Origin of the sequence: Kitasatospora purpeofusca (assembly GCF_042691725.1) — a bacterium.
GTDB lineage: Bacteria > Actinomycetota > Actinomycetes > Streptomycetales > Streptomycetaceae > Kitasatospora > Kitasatospora purpeofusca_B.
Genome location: NZ_CP170483.1, coordinates 6920752 through 6939297 on the forward strand (window position 1 = coordinate 6920752; position 18546 = coordinate 6939297).

An 18546-nucleotide genomic window follows, 5' to 3' on the forward strand; every position below is an offset into this window, starting at 1 on the left:
CTCTCAGAACCATGCGTCGCCACCAGGCCGCGTCCGACCCCGTCGCCGTCCCCGCCGCCCTCCCCGCCGCAGCCGACGTGCCGCTGCTCGCCACCCAGGCGGCGATCTGGTACGCCCAGGCACTCGACCCCGACAGCCCGGTCTACAACACCGGCGACGCCGTCGAGATCACCGGCCCGCTCGACGCCGAGCTCTTCGAGACCGCCCTGCGCCGGGCTGTCGGCGAGGCCGACGCGCTCGCCGCCGTCGTCGTCCCCGACGGCGGCGACGATGCCCCGCACCAGCACCTCACCCCCGGCCGCCCCTGGCCCCTGCACCACCTCGACCTGCGCGCCGACAGCGACCCCGGCGCCACCGCCGAGGCCTGGATGCGCGCCGACCTCGCCCGCCCCGTCGACCTCGCCGAGGGCCCGCTGTTCACCCAGGCCCTCATCCGCCTCGCCGACGAGCGCCACTGGTGGTACCAGCGCGTCCACCACCTCGCCGTCGACGCCTACGCGCTCACCCTGCTCACCGGCCGGGTCGCCGAGGTCTACACCGCGCTCACCGCCGGCACCCGCCCCACCGACCGCACCTTCGCCACCCCCGCCGAGGTCGCCGCCGAGGAGGCCGCCTACCGGGCGAGCCAGGACCACGCCGCCGACCGGGAGTTCTGGCGCGCCCGGCTGGAAGGCGCCGACGCCCCCGCCACCCTCCCCGGCGGCGCCCCCGCCGGCCCCGCCGGACTGCCGCGCCTCGCCGCCGAACTGCCCGCCGGCACCCTGCCCCGCCTGGAGGCCGCCGCCAAGGCCGCCCGCGCCACCTGGGCCGAGCTCGTCATCGCCGCCACCGCCGGCTACCTGCACCGCCTCGCCGGCACCGAGGACGTCGTGCTCGGCCTGCCGCTCGCCAACCGCCGCGGCCCCGCCGCCCTGCGCACCCCGATCGCCACCGCCAACGTCCTGCCGCTGCGCCTCGCCGTACGACCCCGCGACACCGCCGCCGAACTGCTGCGCCGCGTCGTCCTGGAGGTCCGCGACGTCCGCCGCCACCAGCGCTACCCGCTGGAGGACCTGCGCCGCGACCTCGCCCTCACCGGCACCCGCCGCGCCCTGTTCGGACCGATGGTCAACATCAAGGCCTTCGAGGGCGACCTCGACCTCGGAGGTCTGCCCGCCACCGTCCGCAACCTCGCCGCCGGTCCCGTCGACGACCTCGCCCTCGCCGTCTCGCCCGGCCCCGACGGAGCCCTGCGGATCGGCCTCGAAGCCCACCCCGACCACTACGGCGCCGACGCGCTCGCCGCCCACCACGACGGCCTGCTGCGCTACCTCGACGGCCTCGCCGCCCTGCTGCTCGACGACCCGCACACCCCGATCGCCCGGATCGACCTGCTCGGCGAGGACGCGCTGCGCCGAGCCACCGCCGGCCGCACCGAGCCCCCCGCCACCCGCACCGTGCCCGAACTGCTCGCCGAGCAGGCCGCCCGCACTCCGGACGCGGTCGCCCTGCGCAGCGGCGCCACCACCCTCACCTTCGCCGAACTCGACGCCGCCGCCACCCGCCTGGCCCACCGTCTCATCGCCCTCGGCGCCGGCCCCGGCACCCCGGTCGCCCTCGCCATGCCGCGCGGCGCCGACACCCTGGTCGCCATGTTCGCCGTGCTCAAGGCCGGCGGCGCCTGCCTCTCGCTCGACCTCGCCCACCCCCGGCAGCGGATCGCCGACATCCTCGACGACACCCGCCCGGTCTGCGCCGTCGGCACCGCCGAGGCCCTCGCCGCCCTCCCGGGCGCCGCCGACCGGCCCGCCGTCGCCCTCGACGACCCGGCCGTGCGCGCCGCACTCGCCGCCCTCCCCGCCGAGCCGCTGCCCGCCCCCGACCCGGCGCACACCGCCTACCTGCTGCACACCTCCGGCTCCACCGGCCGCCCCAAGGGCGTCGTCGTCACCCACGCCTCGCTCGCCAACCTGCACGCCGGCCACGGCGAGGACCACATCGCCCCCGCCGTCGCCCGCACCGGCCGCGCACACCTGCGCATCGCCCACAGCGCCTCCTTCGCCTTCGACGCCTCCTGGGACCCGGTGCTGTGGATGCTCCACGGCCACGAGCTCCACCTGCTCGACGACGACACCTACCGCGACCCGGCCGCCCTCACCGCCCACGTCCACCGCGAGCGGATCGACTACCTCGACGTCACCCCCTCCTACCTCGACGTCCTGCTGGCCGAGGGACTGCTGGCCGAGGACCTTTCGGGCGAGGACCTGGCGGCCGAGGACCTGGCGGCCGGGCACCGCCACCGCCCCGCCGTGATCGCGGTCGGCGGCGAGGCCACCCCCGACCCGCTCTGGCGCCGCCTCGCCGCCGTCGACGGCCTCGCCCCCGTCAACCTCTACGGCCCCACCGAGGCCACCGTCGACGCCTACTCCTGGACCCCCGGCCCGGACGGCGCCCCCGTCGGCCGCGTCGTGCGCGGCTCGCGCGCCTACGTCCTCGACGGCTCGCTGCGCCCCGCCCCCGACGGCGCCACCGGCGAGCTGTACGTGGCCGGCGCGTGCCTGGCCCGCGGCTACCTCGGCCGCCCCGACCTCACCGCCGAGCGCTTCCTCGCCGACCCCTACGGCCCGCCCGGCAGCCGGATGTACCGCACCGGCGACCTCGCCCGCCGCCGGGCCGACGGCACCCTGGAGTTCCTCGGCCGCGCCGACGACCAGGTGAAGATCCGCGGCTTCCGGATCGAGCCCGGCGAGATCGCCGCCGTCCTCGGCCACCTCCCCGGCGTCGACCGGGCCGTGGTCATCGCCCGCCCCGGCCCCCACGGCAAGCGCCTGCTCGGCTATGCCGTCCCCGCCGCCGGCGCCGTCCTCGACGCGGCCGCGCTGCGCTCCGCCCTCGCCGCCCGGCTGCCCGAGCACATGGTGCCCGCCGCCGTCCTCGTCCTCGACGACCTGCCGCGCACCGGGAACGACAAGCTCGACCACCGCGCCCTGCCCGAGCCCGGGTCGACCGACACCGACGACGGCGCCGCGCCCGCCACCCCGCAGGAGGAGATCATCTGCGGGCTGTTCGCCGACCTGCTGGAGCGGACCGAACTGCCCTCCCGTGAAACCGACTTCTTCGACCTCGGCGGCCACTCCCTGCTGGCCGGCCGGCTCGCCGCCCGGCTGCGCGAGACCCTCGGGGCGGCCGTCGGCTTCGCCGACGTCTTCCGCAACCCCACCCCGGCCGCCCTCGCCGCCCTGCTGCGCGAGCGCTCCGCCCCCGAGCCGCGCCCCGCCCTGGTCCCCGTCGAGCGCACCGGACACCTGCCGCTCTCCCCGGCCCAGCGCGGCCTCTGGTTCCACTACCGGCTCGAAGGCCCCAGCCCCACCTACAACATCCCGCTCACCCTCACCCTCACCGGCCCGCTCGACCGCGACGCCCTCGCGCTCGCCGTCGGCGACCTCGCGGCCCGGCACGAGACCCTGCGCACCGTCTACGGCGAGAGCGCCGACGGCGAGCCGTACCAGCGGATCCTGCCGCCGGCCCCGGTCGAGCTGCACCACGGCGCCGGCCCGCTCGCCGAGGCCGTCCGGTACGCCTTCGACCTCGGCGCCGAACCCCCGCTGCGGGCCACCCTGTTCAGCGAGGGCGGCGACGGCACCCACACCCTCCTGCTGCTGCTCCACCACATCGCCGGCGACGGCGCCTCCACCACCCCGCTGGCCCGCGACCTCGCCACCGCCTACGGTGCCCGGCTCGCCGGCCGCGCCCCCGAACTTCCGCCGCTCGACGTCCAGTTCGCCGACCACGCGGCCTGGCAGGCGAAGCTGCTCGGCACCGCCGACGCGCCCAGCCCGCTCGCCGTCCGCCAACTCGACCACTGGCGCAAGACGCTGGCCGGCCTTCCCGACCAGCTCGACCTGCCCACCGACCGCCCCCGGCCCGCCGTCGCCGCCCACCGCGGCGCCACCGTGCCGTTCCACCTCGACGCCGCCGCCCACGCCGCCCTGGCCGCGCTCGCCCGCACCACCGGCACCAGCGTGTTCACCGCCGTCCAGGCCGGCCTCGCCGCGCTGCTCACCCGGCACGGCTGCGGCACCGACATCCCGATCGGCACACCCGTGGCCAGCCGCGACTGCGACGAGACCGCCGCCCTGGTGGGCTACTTCGTCAACTCGGTGGTCCTGCGCACCGACACGTCCGGCGAGCCGACCTTCCGCGAGCTGCTCGGCCGGGCCCGCACCGCCGTGCTCGGCGCCCACGACCACGCCGACCTGCCCTTCGACCGCCTCGTTGAGGAGCTCAACCCGCGCCGCTCGCTCGCCCGGCACCCGCTGTTCCAGGTCATGCTCGCCTGGCAGTCCGTCCCCGACCGGGAGTTCGAGCTCGGCGGCGGCCTCACCGCCGCCATCGCCGCGATCCCCTCCGGCACCGCCAAGTTCGACCTCACCCTCAACGCGGGCGAACTGCGCGAGGGCGGCATCGCGGGCTTCGTCGAGTACCGCACCGACCTCTTCGACGAGGCCACCGTCCAGGCCCTGGCCGAGCGCCTGGCCCGGCTGCTCACCGCCGCCGCCACCGCGCCCGACACCGCCATCGGCCGGCTCCCGCTGATCAGCGCGGAGGAGCGCCACCGCGCCCTGGTCGAGTGGAACGGCACCCCCGTCGGCTCGGCGCCGGGCGCCACCCTGCCCGAGCTCTTCGAGGCCGCCGCCCTCGCCAACCCCGACGCGGTCGCCGCCAGTTGCGAGGGCGAATCGCTCACCTACCGCGAACTCGCCGCCCGCGCCGGCCGGCTGGCCCGGCTGCTGGCCGCCCGCGGCATCGGCCCCGGCACCATCGTCGCCCTCGCCCTGCCGCGCTCCCTGGACCTGGTCGTCGGCCTGCTCGCGGTCGCCGGGTCCGGCGCCGCCTACCTGCCGCTCGACCCCGAGTACCCGGCCGACCGACTCGCCTACATGCTCGCCGACGCCACCCCCGCCGCGCTGATCACCGACCGCGCCACCGCACCCCGGATGCCCGACCACCAGGTGCCGCAACTCCTGGTCGACGGCGGCGAGTCGGACGGCTACCCGGCCCTTCCGCTCGCCCCGCACGAGCGCACCCGGCCGCTGCGCGCCGAGGACACCGCCTACGTCATCTACACCTCCGGCTCCACCGGCCGCCCCAAGGGCGTGCCGGTCACCCACCACAACGTGGTCCGGCTGTTCTCCGCCACCGACCACTGGTTCGGCTTCGGCGCCGAGGACGTCTGGACGCTCTTCCACTCCTACGCCTTCGACTTCTCGGTCTGGGAGCTGTGGGGCGCCCTGCTGCACGGCGGCCGCCTCGTCGTCGTCCCGCACCTGGTCAGCCGCGACCCGGCGGCCTTCCTCGACCTGCTCGCCCGCGAGCGGGTGACCGTCCTCAACCAGACGCCGTCCGCCTTCTACCAGCTGAGCGCCGCCGACCGGGAGCGCCCCGGCAGCGAACTCGCCCTGCGCTACGTGGTGTTCGGCGGCGAGGCGCTCGAACTCGGCCGCCTCGACGACTGGTACGAGCGGCACGCCGACGACGCGCCCACCCTGGTCAACATGTACGGCATCACCGAGACCACCGTGCACGTCTCCTACATCGCCCTCGACCGGGCGAGCGCCGCCGCGGGCGCCGGCAGCACCATCGGCGTCAACATCCCCGACCTGCGCGTCTACCTCCTCGACCCGTACCTGCGGCCCGTCCCGCCCGGTGTCACCGGCGAGATGTACGTCGCCGGCGCCGGCCTCGCCCGCGGCTACCTCGGCCGTCCCGCGCTCAGCTCCGAGCGCTTCGTCGCCGACCCGTACGCCGAGCTGTTCGGCGAGCGCGGCACCCGGATGTACCGCTCCGGCGACCTCGCCCGCCGCCGCGCCGACGGCGTCCTGGAGTACTTCGGCCGGGCCGACCAGCAGGTCAAGATCCGCGGCTTCCGGATCGAACTCGGCGAGATCGAGGCCGTCCTGGCCGCCCACCCGGCGGTCGCCGACGCCGCCGTGATCGTCCGCGAGGACGTGCCCGGCGACAAGCGCCTGGTCGGCTACGCGGTCCTCGCCCCCGGCGCGGAGCAGGTGAGCGCCGAGGAACTGCGCGCCCGCACCGCCGCCGACCTGCCCGTCCACATGGTCCCGTCCGCCGTCGTGCTGCTGGACCGCCTCCCGCTCACCGCCAACGGCAAGCTCGACCGGCGCGCCCTGCCCGCCCCCGACGCCCCCGAGGCCGGTGCCGGGCGGCCCCCGCGCAACCCCCGTGAGCAGCAGCTCTGCGAGCTGTTCGCCGAGGCCCTGGGCGTCCCCGCGGTCGGCGTCGAGGACGACTTCTTCGCTCTCGGCGGCCACTCCCTGCTGGTCGTCCGGCTCGCCGGGCGGATCCGCGCCGTGCTCGGCCTGGAGGTCGGCATCGGCACGCTGTTCCAGGCGCCCACCGTCGCCGCGCTGGACGCCGCGCTCGCCGCCGACGCCCCCGGCGCCGACGCGCTGGACGTCCTGCTGCCGCTGCGGCCCACCGCCCCCGGCCGGCGCAACCCGCTGTTCGCCGTCCACCCGGCCGGCGGGCTCGGCTGGTGCTACACCGGTCTGATCCGCAGCCTCCCGGCCGAGGTGCCGATCTACGGCCTCCAGGCGCAGGGCGTCGGCGCCGCCACCGCCGGCGAGCCGCTGCCCGCCACCATGGAGGAACTGGCCGCGCACTACGTCGACCGGCTGCGCGAGGTCCAGCCCGAGGGCCCGTACCGGCTGCTCGGCTGGTCCACCGGCGGCATCATCGCCCACGCGATGGCCGCCCGGCTGCAGGAACTCGGCTGCCGCGTCGAACTGCTGGCCGTGCTCGACGCCTACCCGGCCGAGGGCTTCCGCGACCTGCCCGTCCCGGACCAGGCCGAGGCCCTGGAGGCGCTGCTCACCATGGGCGGCTACGGGCCGGCGGACCTCGACGGCCGACCGCTCGAACTCGCCCACGTCACCGAGCTGCTGCGCCGCGAGGGCAGCCCGCTGGCCGGCCTGGACGACGCCACCGTCGAGGCGCTGAACCGGATCTACCTCCACATCAACCACCTGGTGCGCGGCTACGACCACCGCCGCTTCGAGGGCGATGTGCTGTTCTTCCGCGCCACCGTCGACACCATCGACGACACCCTGGTGCCCGAGCTGTGGACGCCGTACGTGGCCGGGCGGATCGAGAACACCGACGTCGCCTGCTCGCACAAGGACATGACGCTGCCCGAGCCGATCGCGCACATCGCGGGCGTCGTCGCGGAGCGCCTCGCCGCCCTCGACTCCCGCGCCTGACAGCTGACAACTGACAGATAACAGATGACAGCTGACAGATAACAGATAACAGATGACAGCTGACAGATTCTGAAATCTGTCAGCTGTCATCCGTCAGCCGCCCACCGACCAGACCGTCTGGAGAACCCATCCCATGAGTGACGCCCCCGCCAACCCCTTCGACGGCGACGGCGAGTTCCTCGCGCTCGTCAACGACCAGGGCCAGCACTCGCTCTGGCCGGCCTTCGCCGCCGTCCCGGCCGGCTGGACCGTCGCCCACGGGCCGTGCGAGCGCGCCGCCGCCCTCGACTGGATCACCGCCCACTGGACCGACCTCGACCCGGCCCGATGAGCCAGGCGGACACCCAGCCCGGCCCCGGCCCCGGCCCCGGCGCCCAGCCCGGCCCCGGCGGCCCGACCGGCCCCGCCGCCGCCCCGGCGCGCCCGCTGTTCGCCGGGCGCCTCGCCGTGGTGCTCGTCTACACGGCCGCGATGTGCATGAACGGCCTGGACTCGACGATCGTCAACCCGGCCCTGTTCACCATCGCCGGGGACTTCGGCCGCCCGGTCTCCGCCGCCAACGCCGTGGAGACCGCCTTCCTGGTCGGCCTCGCCGTCGGCCTCCCGGCGGCCGGCTGGCTCGGCGACCGGTTCGGCGTGCGCCGGGTCTTCCTCGGCTCGCTCGCCGTCTTCACCCTGGCCAGCGCGCTGTGCGCGGCCGCACCCGGCCTCGGCGCGCTCACCGCCGCCCGCGCGGTGCAGGGCGTGGCGGGCGGCCTGCTCACCCCGGTCGGCATGACCCTGCTGTTCCGCGCCTTCGAACCGCACGAGCGGGCCGGCCTCGGCAAGGTGCTGATCGTGCCGACCGCGCTGATGCCCGCGCTCGGCCCGCCGCTCGGCGGCCTGCTCACCGAACACCTGTCCTGGCACTGGCTGTTCCTGGTCAACGTGCCGATCGGGGCGGCCGCCGTGCTCACCGGCCTGTTCGGGCTGCGCGACCAGGACGAGCCGCCGGCCGGCCGCTTCGACACCACCGGCTTCCTGCTCGCCACCCCCGGCCTCGGCCTGCTCACCTACGCGCTCGGCTTCGGCCCCGCGCACGGCTGGGGCTCCCCGGCGGTGGCGGCGTCCGGGGCGCTCGGCGTGCTGCTGCTCGGCCTCGCCGTCCGCCACCAACTGCGCGCCGAGGAGCCGCTGGTGGACCTGCGGCTGCTCGCCGACCGGGCCTTCGGCGCGGCGAGCTGGCTGGCCCTGCTGACCGCCGCCGGCCTGATGGGCGCGCTGTTCGCCTTCCCGCTGCTGTACCAGGCGGCGCTCGGCGCCTCGGCGCTGGACGCGGGCCTGAGCGTCTTCCCCGAGGCGATCGGCCTGATGGCCGCCTCGCAGGTGGTCGACCGGCTGCTGCCCCGGCTCGGCCCGCGCCTGCTGGCGCTGCCCGCCCTGCTGCTGGCGGCCGTGGTGCTGGCCGCCCTGGCCGTGCCCGGCGTCGGCGAGAACGCCTGGGCCGTGCGGGCGCTGATGTTCGGCGTCGGCCTGATCCTGGGCACCGCCGTGCTGACGGTGCAGATCGCCGGCTTCGCGGATGTGCCGCCGCCCGCGATGGGCCGCGCGATGGGCCTGTTCACCATCGTGCGCACCCTCGGCGGCGCCTTCGGCATCGCCGGCGCGGCGGCCCTCATCGGCGCCCTCTCCGAGGACGGCACCCACGCCGCCGAACCCGGCCCCTACCGGGTCGCCCTGCTGGCCACGGCCGCCGCCGTCGCCCTCGGCGCCCTGGTCGCGGCCCGCCTCCCGAAGGAGCCCCCGGGCCCCCCGCCGCTGGACTGAGCAGCCAGGACGACCGACGGCCCGCCCGGGCTCCGCAGCCCGGCGGGCCGTCGCGCCGCGCTCACGCGGGCCCCGGCAGGCCGATCCTCTCCCGCCGGTAGGCGCCGATGACCTCGATGCCCCGGGTGCCCGTGATGCCGTCCAGCGGCAGTGCCTCGGTGTACGGGGCGGTGACGGGCGGCAGGAGGCCGGAGGGCAGCGAGCCGGTCACCTCGATGCCCCAGTACTCCGGCTGTTTGACGTAGACCAGCGGGACCAGCCGGACCGTCATGCTCTCGTAGGGCTTCTCCCCGCGGACGACGAGGATGAAGGTGCCCGGGACGATCCCCGGGACGGCCTCGGCCTCGTCGAAGTCGATCAGGCGCACGGATTCCGGCCCTGGTCGCTGACTGAAGTCCTCCGTCACCATGACTCCTTTCGTCGCCGAGTGTCATGGATTGATCACTCGTTGACGCAGAGTAGTCGAGGGTCGTCCGCGAATCATGCCTCCAACACGCCGTCGCGCGGGCCGGTGCCGGGCTCAGAACTCTTTCACCAGCCGCCGGTGGCCCGGTCCCCAGCGGTACCCGAGGGCGGCGTTCACCGCGACCATCGGCACATTGCCCGCCTCGACCTCGGTGTGCGCGGTCCGCACGCCGTGGCCGACGAGGTGCCGGGCGGCGTGCAGCTTGAGTGCCCGGGCCAGCCCGCGCCCCCGCCACGGGCGCAGCACCCCGGTGTAGTCGATCCGGCAGGCCCGGGGGTCGGGGACGGCGTGCACGACGGTCGTGCCGACGATCCGCCCCAGGCTCTCGGCGGTGAACACCCAGTCGGCCCGGCCGCCGGGGCCGGCCAGGGCCTCGGCGCGCCACGGCCCGAAGGCCGGGAGGGCGTCGGCGAATCCCGGGTTGTCGCGCAGGGTCTCCCGGTAGAGGTGGTGGAGCTGCCGCTCGGGCTCGGGCGCGGTGGTGGTGGCGAGGGTGGCCAGGTGCAGGCCGGGCGGCGCCTGCGGGGCGGGCAGGTGCGGCCCCACGGCGGCGACGGCCGATCGGACGTGGGCGTCCACCCGGTACCCGCGGCCGAGCAGCAGGCCGGTCAGGTCGGACGGGCACGTCCCGTGGGTGCGCCCCGTCTCCCCGGTCCCGTCGGGGAGTTCGCCGAGCAGCCGGGACGCGCCGGCCCCGCGCGCCCACTGCTCCAGCCCGTCGTAGAGCGGCAGCAGCCAGGCCGGTGCGCGTCCGGGCGCGCTGACCACGAGCGAGGCGAGGTCGCCGGGCGGCGCCCAGGGCGCCCGCCAGGCGGTGGCGTACGCCAGCAGGTCGCCGGAGGGGCCGGGCTGGACCAGCCGGACCCGGCCGTGCCCGGTGAGCCGCCCCCGGTGGTCGGTGGAGAGGTCGTCCGCACCCGGCAACGCCGCGTCCTGTTCCCGGAGCCCGGCCGCCGTCACGGTCACGGGCCCGTCGGCGGACAGCAGCTCGGCCAGCGCGGGGTAGTCGACCTCGGGCCGGAACGGGCGGATCACCCGTGGCCGCCGCAGAAATGAAAGTCCGTCACATGTGAAACCTTACTGATCCCGCGTCGGCCCCGCCCGGCATTTCCCGAGGCGGCCGCCGCCCGGCCGGTGCCGTCGGTCGGCGACCGCCGGAGCCGTCACCCGGCGGAGTGGAGAATGCCGGAATCCCCGGCGGGCGGCGGCGGGCGGCAGTACCGTGCCCGCATGACCGTGCTCGTCCGCCGTCGTCACATCGACTTCGGCCGCATCCACTCCACCGGCTGTCCGGTCATCGTCTGATCGTTCGATCGCCCGGTCGCTCTGGCCGCGCCGCCCCGCGGGGCGGCGCCGCGGCGGCCGTCGTCCACCTCGCCGGGGAGCGCCGTCGACGCGTGCGCACCCAACGGGCTCAGCCGTGCCGTGTGCCCGCACGCCCGCGGGCACCCCGGCCGACCACGATCCGATCCCACCGAAGGGACAGCCGTTCCGCCATGACCGACACCGCCACCGAGCACTACCTGCGCAACAACGCCGACTACGCCGCGGCCTTCGACGGGCCGCTTCCGCTCCCGCCGGCCCGTCGCACGGCCGTCCTGGCCTGCATGGACGCCCGGCTCAACGTCTACGGCGCGCTCGGCCTCGCCGAGGGCGACTCGCACGTGATCCGCAACGCCGGCGGGGTGGCGACCGACGACGCCATCCGCTCGCTGGCGATCAGCCAGCGGCTGCTCGGCACGCGGGAGATCATCCTCGTCCACCACACCGACTGCGGCATGCTCACCTTCGGCGACGACGCCTTCCGCGAGTCGATCCGGGAGGAGACCGGCGTCAAGCCGCCGTGGGCCGCCGAGGCCTTCGCGGACGTGGAGACGGACGTCCGGCAGTCGGCCGCCCGGATCCGCACCAGCCCCTTCGTCCCGCACACCGGCTCGGTGCGCGGCTTCGTCTTCGACGTCGCGACCGGGCTCCTGAAGGAGGTCGTGCTCTGACCGGCGGCGCCCCGGTGCGGCCGGCCGCACCGGGGCCCGGGGCCCGGTCGTCAGCGCCCCTGCGGCCCGTCCTGGCCGAGCAGGTGCACCAGGCCCTCGGCCAGTCCGCCGCGCCAGCAGGCGTAGTCGTGGCCGCCGTTGAACTCGCGGTAGGCGAGGTCGTAGCCGCGGGCGGTCAGTACGTCGCGCAGGTGGCGGTTCTGGGTGAGCAGCATCCACTCCTGGAGGCCGACCTCGATCCAGAACCGGGCGCCGCCGCGCTCGGCGGCGGCGAACCGACGGGTCAGCCACTCGCTCCCGCTGTCGAACTCGGTGCCGTCCGGCCACCAGAACGAGCCGGACTGCGACAGCGCGTTGCCGAACCGGGCGGGCCGGCGGAAGGCCGCGAAGGCGGCGGTGAGGCCGCCCGCGCTCTGGCCGGCGATCACGGTGCGGGCGGGGTCGGCGGTGGCCCGGTGCTCGGCGGCGGCCCAGGGCAGGATCCGGTCGGCGAGCAGGTCGACGAAGTCCGGGTTGCAGCTGAGGTCGTCCGGCCGGCCGGGGCCCATGGTGTGGACGAGCAGGGCGACGGTCGGCGGGAGCAGGCCCTCGGCCGTCAGGTTGTCCAGGGTGTCGCCGAAGGACAGCACCTCGCCCCACATCTCGCCGTCCAGCAGGACCAGCACCGGGTACGGGCCGGCGTCGGCGCGGTGCCCGGCGGGCAGGTGCACGTCGATCCGCCGCCCGGCCACCTCGGCGCGCACGGTGCGGCCGCGGGGCACCTCCGCGCGCCGCCCCGCGTACGGCTGGGCGGGCGCCTCGGGCAGCGCGAGCACCGAGGAGGGGTGGCGGCCGTCGCGGGCGGGCAGCAGCGCCCCGGCGCCGTGCGGGTCGGGGCGGGCGCCGTCCAGGACCCGCAGCCAGTCGGCCCGCCGGGTGCCGGGGACGGCGCCGCGCACCGGGTACAGCTGGTAGGACGCCCGGTGGTCGGCGCGCAGCCGGTAGGTGCGCGACCAGCCGCCGGCCCGGCGCTCCATCAGGTGCGGGGTGAGGTCGCCGGCGTGCCGGTCCTTGTCGGTGACGGTGTGGACGAGGGCGAGCACGCCGTCGTACGGCTCCTCGCCCGGCTGATCGCGCAGCACGAAGGTCACCCGCCGGTAGGCGGGGTCGTCGGGGTCGGGGTCGACCAGCGGCGCGCCCTCGGCGGCCACCCGGGCCCAGAACCCGTCACCGGTGTCCGGCTGTTCACTCTGCACGGTAAGAACTCCTCGATGGTCGGGCGGGGGCGGTCGGTCAGGCGGGGTTGCCCTTGCGGCCGAGCAACACCCAGAGCAGGAAGGGGCCGCCGAGCACCGTGGTGACGATGCCCACCGGGATCTCGACGCCGGAGATCAGCACCCGGCCGAGGGTGTCGGCCAGCACGATCAGCACCGCGCCGACCAGCGCCGAGCCGAGCACCGGGACGCGGGCCGGGCCGGCCAGCCGTCCGGCGACCACCGGCGCGGCCAGCGCGACGAAGCCGACCGGCCCGCAGACCCCGACGGCGAGTCCGGCCAGCGCCACGGCGAGCAGCAGGCAGGCGAGCCGCACCCGGCCGGGGTCGACGCCGAGCGAGGACGCCACGTTGTCGTCGAACCGCAGGACGGCCAGCCGGCGGGCCACCACCAGGGCGAGCGGCACCAGCACGGCCAGGCCGATCAGCACCGGCGTGGCCACCGCGTAGTCGCGACCGTTGAGGCTGCCGGAGGTCCAGACGTACAGCGAGGACGCCGAGCTGAGCGAGCGCCGGGCCATCGCCACCTGGATCACGGCGGAGGCGAGCGCCGACATGGCCAGGCCCACCACCAGCACCCGGTAGCCGCGCGCGCCGAGGCCGCCGGAGACGAAGGTGACGACGGCGACGGCGACCAGCGCGCCGATCGGCCCGGCCCACCAGGCGCCGAACGTGCCCGAGGCGGTGACCGAGATCAGCACGGCGGCGGTGGCGCCGTCGTTGACGCCGAGCAGTTCGGGGGTGGCGAGCCGGTTGCGGGCCAGCGTCTGGGTGAGGCAGCCGGCCAGGCCGAGGGCGGCCCCGGCGGCGAGGCCCGCGACGATCCGGCCGAGCCGGAACTTCTGCACCAGCAGCACGTCGAGGCGCTCGCCGTGGCCGAAGACGGCCTGGAAGGTGCGGCCGAGGCCGAGTTCGCTCTGGCCGGCGTGCGCGGAGACCACCACGGCGGCCAGCAGCGCGGCGGCGAGGCCGAACGCGGCCAGCGCGGAGCGGCGGGGGAGCAGGACGGACAGCGTGCCGCGCCGGATCACCAGGTCGGGCCGGGGCGCCTTGTCCTGCGGGTGGCCGTGGCGGCCGGAGGACTCGGCGGGCGCGGTGTCGGTCAGGTCGAGCGCGGCCGTCCTCCGGGAGCGGACGATGGCGATCAGGGCGGGCGCGCCGATCAGAGCGACGATCACCGAGACCGGGGCCTCGAACGGGCGGGCCACCACCCGGGCGAGCACGTCGGCGCCGGTCAGCACGGCCGCGCCGACCAGCCCGGCGAGCAGGGTGAGCCGGCCGACCCGGGGCCCGGCGGCGGCGCGGGCCAGGAAGCCGGCGAGCAGGCCGAGGAAGGAGATCGGCCCGGCCAGGGCGACGGCGGAGGCGGTCAGCAGGGTGACGGCGAGGGCGACGGCGGCGCGGGTGGCGCCGGGGCGGTGGCCGAGGCCGCGGGCGAGGTCGTCGCCGAGCGCGAGCGCGGACAGCGGCCGGGTGGTGAGCAGGGCGACCACGAAGCCGACGCCGAGCACCGGGGCGAGCTGGCGCAGGGTCGTCCAGCCCTCCACGCCGGCCAGCGAGCCGAGCACCCAGACCCGGTAGCGGTCGTACGCCTCGGGGGAGTTGACGATCAGCACGCCGGTCAGGCCGCCGAAGGTGGCGCCGACGGCGGAGCCGCCGAGGACGAGCCGCATCGGGGAGCCGCCGCCCCGGCTGCCGGCGATCGCCAGGACCAGCCCGCTGGCGAGCACGGCGCCGCCGAAGGCGAAGGCGAGGTAGCCGTAGGAGGTCTGGACGCCGAGCACGGCGATGCCGAGCACGACGCCGAGCGAGGCGCCGGCGTTGACGCCGAGCAGGCCGGTCTCGGCGAGCGGATTGCGGGTGACGGCCTGCAGTTGGGCGCCGGCCACGCCGAGCGCGGCGCCGACCAGCAGGGCCGTCAGGGTGCGGGGCAGGCGCAGGTCGCCGACGACGAGGGCGAGCCGGCTGTCGGCGCGGGCGCCGTCGGTGTCGAGCAGGTAGTCCAGCACCCGGCCGGGGCCGATCTCGCCGGCGCCGACGGACAGGGAGAGCGCGGTGAGTGCGAGCAGGGCGGCGAGGATGCCGCCGACGGCGGCCCAGGAGGCGCGGCGCGACCGTTCGGCCGCCGCCGGCGGGGCGGGGGCGGGGGGATCCGCGTCGGCCGCCTCGGCGGTACCCACTTGCGACAATGTCATAAGGTAAGGCTAACCTAATGGTGATCGCGGTCGGACAGGTGTCCGGCCCTGCGCCGGATCCGTCCGGATCGTCCAGGCGCACGGCGCCGCACCACTGTTCCACCGCTCCACCGCCCGCACCGCCCGTCTGCAACACCCCTGCCCGGAGGCCCCCATGTCGACCCCTCAGAGCCCGCTCAGCCCCGCCCGCCGCCGTGCGGTCCAGGCGCTGGCCGCCACCGGGGCGGCCGCGCTCCTGCTCGTCGGCTGCGGTTCGTCGGGCTCCTCCGACAAGGGCTCGCCGTCCGCCGGCTCCGCCACCGCCGCGGGCAGTCCGGCGGCCGACGCGGCTGGCGGCAAGCGGACCGTCAAGGACGCCGCCGGCACCGCCGTCGAGATCCCCGCCGAGCCGAAGCGCATCGTCACCCTCACCCAGGAGGACCTCGACGCGGTGCTCGCCCTCGGCCTCAAGCCGGCCGGCATCACCAACGGACAGGGCCTCAACGAGCCGCCGGCGTACCTGAAGGACAAGGTCCAGGGCATCCCGGTGGTCGGCAACCTGCTCCAGCCCGTGATGGACAAGGTGGTCGCCGCCAAGCCCGACCTGATCCTGGCCGGCGACATGCAGGACCAGCAGGTGCTCAAGCAGCTGCGCGAGATCACCCCGGCCACCCTGGTCACGATGGCCCCGACCGACGACTGGAAGCTCTCCTTCCGCGGCATCGGAAACGCCGTCAACAAGCTCGACCAGGCCAACAAGGTCATCGCCGACTACGACGCCAAGGCCGCCAAGGCCGGCGGCGAGCTCGGCGAGAACAAGGGCAAGGCCGTCTCCATCGTCCGCTGGAACCCGACCGGCCCCAGCTGGATGGAGAAGAAGCAGTTCGCCAGCGGCGTCGCCCTCGACATGGGACTGACCCGCCCGCAGGCCCAGGACAAGGACGGCAACGCCCACACCCCGGCGCTGAGCCTGGAGAAGATCAACGAGATCGACGGCGACTGGCTGTTCCTCTCCACCCTCACCGACGACGGCAAGGCCGCGCTGAAGGACGTCCAGTCCAAGCCCGCCTACCAGGAGCTGAACGCGGTGAAGAACAACCACACCGTGACCGTCGACGGCTCCGTCTGGTCCACCCGCGGCGGCCCGCTCGCGGCCGACGCGGTGATCGGCGACATCAGCAAGGCGCTCGGCGCCAAGTGACCGCCGGCGGCGGGCGCCCCCCTCACCGGGCGCCCGCCGTTCGGTTCGCTCCCCTCCCAACCGAAGGAACCCGCCATGGAGTTGACGGTCGAGGGCCTCACGGCCGGGTACGGCCCCGGGCGCCCGGTGCTGGGCGGCGTGGACCTCACCGTGCCCGGCGGGCAGGTGGTGGCGATCGTCGGCCCCAACGGCTGCGGCAAGTCCACCCTGCTGCGCTCGGTCGCCCGCCTCCACCGGCCGGACTCCGGACGGGTGCTGGTCGGCGGCGAGGACATCTGGAAGCTGCGGCCCCGCCAGGCCGCCCACCGGGTGGCGCTGCTGCCGCAGAGCCCGCAGGCGCCGGAGGCGGTCACCGTGGCCGGGCTGGTCCGTTACGGCCGCCACCCGCACCAGAGCCTGTTCCGGCAGTGGTCCGCCGACGACGAGCGGCTCACCGCCGAGGCGCTGCGGGCCACCGGCGTCGAGGAGTTCGCGGACCGCCGGCTCGACCGGCTCTCCGGCGGCCAGCGGCAGCGCTGCTGGCTCGCCATGGTGCTCGCCCAGGACGCCCCGGTCGTGCTGCTCGACGAGCCGACCAGCGCCCTCGACCTCGGCCACGCCGTCGAGGTGCTGGAGCTGGTCCGCGAGGTGGCGGCGGGCGGGCGCACCGTCGTCATGGTGCTGCACGACCTCGCGGCGGCGGCCCGCTACGCCGACCTGGTGGTGGCGATGCGCGGCGGCTCAGTGATCGCCTGCGGGGCGCCGCGCGAGGTGGTGGACGCGCCGCTGGTGCGGGCGCTGTACGACGTGGACAGCGATGTGCTCGCGGCCCCCGGGGACGGCGCACCGGTGATCGTCCCGCGCGTGGGGGCGCGGTCGGCGGCCTCCCCGGCCGGCTGACGGCGGGTCGGGGCGGGTCCGGCAGAGTCGGGGCGGGTCCGCCCGGGTCCGCCCGGGTCCGCCCGGGTCGCTCGGACGGCCGGGCGGGCGCGGCGGGTTGCGGCCGGTGCCGGGTGGGGTGTGGTCTGCTGGGCGGGCGTCCGCCGGGCGTCCGTGCCGCCGCCGCGCCCCGCCGTTTCCGGGAGAGGTCACCGATGCCCCGTCGTTCCGCCGCCCTGTTCGCCGCCCTCGTCCTCGGCTCGGCCGCCACCGTCGGCTGCTCCTCGGCCGCCGACCCGGGGCGCGCCGTGGGGCCGCCCACGACGCCCGCGCCCGCGACGTCCGCGACGTCCGAGGCGTCCGGGACGTCCGCGCCGACCACCGCGGCCCCGGCCACGGAGAGCCCGACGCCCTCCCCGGCCCCGACCCCGGGCGCGCCCGCCTCGGTGGACGTCGCGGGCACCGTCACCGACGGACTCGCCTCCCCCTGGGGCCTGGCCGTCCTGCCGGGCGGCGACCTGCTGGTCTCCGAGCGCGACGACGCCCGGATCCTGCGCGTCTCGGTGAAGGACGGCAGCCGGACCGAGGCCGGCACCGTGCCCGGCGTCACCGCCGGCGGCGAGGGCGGCCTGCTCGGCCTCGCCCTCTCGCCCGGCTTCGCCTCCGACCACCAGGTCTACGCCTACTTCTCCTCCGCCTCCGACAACCGGATCGCCCGCCTGGACTACGACCCCGCCCGCCCGGCCGGCTCCCAACTCGGGGACCCTGTCGTCCTGGTGGCCGGCATCCCGCACGGCTCCCGGCACAACGGCGGCCGGATCGCCTTCGGCCCCGACGGCTTCCTGTACGCCGGCACCGGCGACGCCGACGAGCGCCCGCTCGCCCAGGACCGCGACTCGCTCGCCGGCAAGATCCTGCGGCTCGCCCCGGACGGTGCCCCCGCCCCCGGCAACCCGTTCCCCGGCTCGCCGGTCTGGTCGCTCGGCCACCGCAACGTCCAGGGCCTGGCCTGGGATCCGCAAGGGCGGCTCTGGGCCTCGGAGTTCGGGCAGGACACCTGGGACGAGCTGAACCTGATCACCCCCGCCGGCAACTACGGCTGGCCGACCGTCGAGGGCGCCGCCGGCCGCGCGGGGTTCACCGACCCGGTCGCCCAGTGGCACCCCGCCGACGCCTCCCCGAGCGGCATCGCCCACGCCGCGGGGAGCGTCTGGATGGCCACCCTGCGCGGCCAGCGGCTCTGGCGGATCCCGCTGGACGGCGACCGACTCGCGGCCCCTCCCCAGGAGTTCCTCTCCGGCGCGTACGGCCGCCTGCGCGCCGCGGTGGCCGACCGGGACGGCACCCTGCTGCTGCTCACCGACAACACCGACGGCCGCGGCGAGCCGCGTCCCGGCGACGACCGGATCCTGCGGCTGGCCGTCGGTGGCGGCAGCTGACCGTCGACCCGGGGTGACCGCGAGCGGCATTGGCTCACCTGTTCGAGTGGTTTGAACGTGGTTCGACCGGGGATCCACCGCTTCCTACCGCTCGGTA

General features: G+C 76.4%; 12 protein-coding genes. 8 read left to right on the forward strand and 4 right to left on the reverse strand.

All coding sequences use genetic code 11. The features are described from left to right. Positions 1-11 precede the first annotated feature (11 nt). The 3 genes from ACFCLZ_RS29835 to ACFCLZ_RS29845 all read left to right on the forward strand — a co-directional run bounded on the left by ACFCLZ_RS29835 (position 12) and on the right by ACFCLZ_RS29845 (position 9065). Positions 12-7259: an amino acid adenylation domain-containing protein gene (locus ACFCLZ_RS29835; RefSeq protein ID WP_380280991.1), complete on the forward strand. Its 7248-nt coding sequence runs from the start codon at positions 12-14 to the stop codon at positions 7257-7259. A 133-nt stretch (positions 7260-7392) separates the two neighbouring features. Continuing rightward, complete coding sequence (locus tag ACFCLZ_RS29840) at positions 7393-7590, forward strand: MbtH family protein (protein WP_350543525.1); 198 nt, start codon at positions 7393-7395, stop codon at positions 7588-7590. Continuing rightward, positions 7587-9065 carry a DHA2 family efflux MFS transporter permease subunit gene (locus ACFCLZ_RS29845; protein ID WP_380280992.1) on the forward strand — a complete coding sequence of 493 codons (1479 nt, stop codon included), beginning with the start codon at positions 7587-7589 and terminating at the stop codon, positions 9063-9065. The genes ACFCLZ_RS29840 and ACFCLZ_RS29845 overlap by 4 nt, the downstream gene beginning before the upstream one ends. A gap of 61 nt (positions 9066-9126) precedes the next feature. On the opposite strand, the gene ACFCLZ_RS29850 is transcribed toward ACFCLZ_RS29845, so the two are convergent. Next, positions 9127-9432, reverse strand: coding sequence for a hypothetical protein (locus ACFCLZ_RS29850; protein ID WP_380280993.1), 306 nt, complete (start codon positions 9430-9432; stop codon positions 9127-9129). A 153-nt stretch (positions 9433-9585) separates the two neighbouring features. After that, positions 9586-10566, reverse strand: a complete 981-nt coding sequence (locus tag ACFCLZ_RS29855; protein ID WP_380280994.1) for a GNAT family N-acetyltransferase — start codon at positions 10564-10566, stop codon at positions 9586-9588. Between the two features lie 147 nt (positions 10567-10713). On the opposite strand from ACFCLZ_RS29855, the gene ACFCLZ_RS29860 reads away from it, so the two are divergent. Both ACFCLZ_RS29860 and ACFCLZ_RS29865 read left to right on the forward strand, forming a co-directional pair. Continuing rightward, positions 10714-10836 (forward strand): hypothetical protein, encoded by a 123-nt coding sequence (locus ACFCLZ_RS29860; protein WP_380280995.1) that lies wholly within the window; start codon positions 10714-10716, stop codon positions 10834-10836. Between the two features lie 191 nt (positions 10837-11027). Then, positions 11028-11525, forward strand: a complete 498-nt coding sequence (locus tag ACFCLZ_RS29865) for a beta-class carbonic anhydrase (protein WP_380280996.1) — start codon at positions 11028-11030, stop codon at positions 11523-11525. Positions 11526-11575: 50 nt separating this feature from the next. Here ACFCLZ_RS29865 and fes read toward each other — a convergent pair whose 3' ends face one another. Continuing rightward, entirely contained in the window at positions 11576-12760 is a 1185-nt protein-coding gene (fes, locus tag ACFCLZ_RS29870; RefSeq protein WP_380280997.1) for an enterochelin esterase, read from the reverse strand. A 37-nt stretch (positions 12761-12797) separates the two neighbouring features. Next, positions 12798-14972 (reverse strand): Fe(3+)-hydroxamate ABC transporter permease FhuB, encoded by a 2175-nt coding sequence (fhuB, locus tag ACFCLZ_RS29875; RefSeq protein WP_380280998.1) that lies wholly within the window; start codon positions 14970-14972, stop codon positions 12798-12800. Between the two features lie 154 nt (positions 14973-15126). Between fhuB and ACFCLZ_RS29880 the strand changes: the two genes are divergently transcribed. From ACFCLZ_RS29880 to ACFCLZ_RS29890, 3 genes are all read left to right on the forward strand, one after another. Continuing rightward, on the forward strand, positions 15127-16152 hold the full coding sequence (locus tag ACFCLZ_RS29880) for an ABC transporter substrate-binding protein (RefSeq protein WP_380280999.1): 1026 nt from the start codon (positions 15127-15129) through the stop codon (positions 16150-16152). A 75-nt stretch (positions 16153-16227) separates the two neighbouring features. Next, entirely contained in the window at positions 16228-17031 is an 804-nt protein-coding gene (locus ACFCLZ_RS29885) for an ABC transporter ATP-binding protein (protein WP_380281000.1), read from the forward strand. A gap of 194 nt (positions 17032-17225) precedes the next feature. Beyond that, complete coding sequence (locus ACFCLZ_RS29890; protein WP_380281001.1) at positions 17226-18449, forward strand: PQQ-dependent sugar dehydrogenase; 1224 nt, start codon at positions 17226-17228, stop codon at positions 18447-18449. The last annotated feature ends 97 nt before the right edge of the window (positions 18450-18546 follow it).

What these genes read in the sequence shown, in the direction of transcription:
- ACFCLZ_RS29890 (WP_380281001.1), top strand. Translation starts at nt 17,226, where the DNA reads ATGCCCCGTCGTTCCGCCGCCCTGTTCGCCGCCCTCGTCCTCGGCTCG.
- ACFCLZ_RS29840 (WP_350543525.1), top strand. Translation starts at nt 7,393, where the DNA reads ATGAGTGACGCCCCCGCCAACCCCTTCGACGGCGACGGCGAGTTCCTC.
- ACFCLZ_RS29860 (WP_380280995.1), top strand. Translation starts at nt 10,714, where the DNA reads ATGCCGGAATCCCCGGCGGGCGGCGGCGGGCGGCAGTACCGTGCCCGC.
- ACFCLZ_RS29865 (WP_380280996.1), top strand. Translation starts at nt 11,028, where the DNA reads ATGACCGACACCGCCACCGAGCACTACCTGCGCAACAACGCCGACTAC.
- ACFCLZ_RS29835 (WP_380280991.1), top strand. Translation starts at nt 12, where the DNA reads ATGCGTCGCCACCAGGCCGCGTCCGACCCCGTCGCCGTCCCCGCCGCC.
- fhuB (WP_380280998.1), bottom strand. Translation starts at nt 14,972, where the DNA reads ATGACATTGTCGCAAGTGGGTACCGCCGAGGCGGCCGACGCGGATCCC.
- ACFCLZ_RS29880 (WP_380280999.1), top strand. Translation starts at nt 15,127, where the DNA reads ATGTCGACCCCTCAGAGCCCGCTCAGCCCCGCCCGCCGCCGTGCGGTC.
- ACFCLZ_RS29845 (WP_380280992.1), top strand. Translation starts at nt 7,587, where the DNA reads ATGAGCCAGGCGGACACCCAGCCCGGCCCCGGCCCCGGCCCCGGCGCC.
- ACFCLZ_RS29885 (WP_380281000.1), top strand. Translation starts at nt 16,228, where the DNA reads ATGGAGTTGACGGTCGAGGGCCTCACGGCCGGGTACGGCCCCGGGCGC.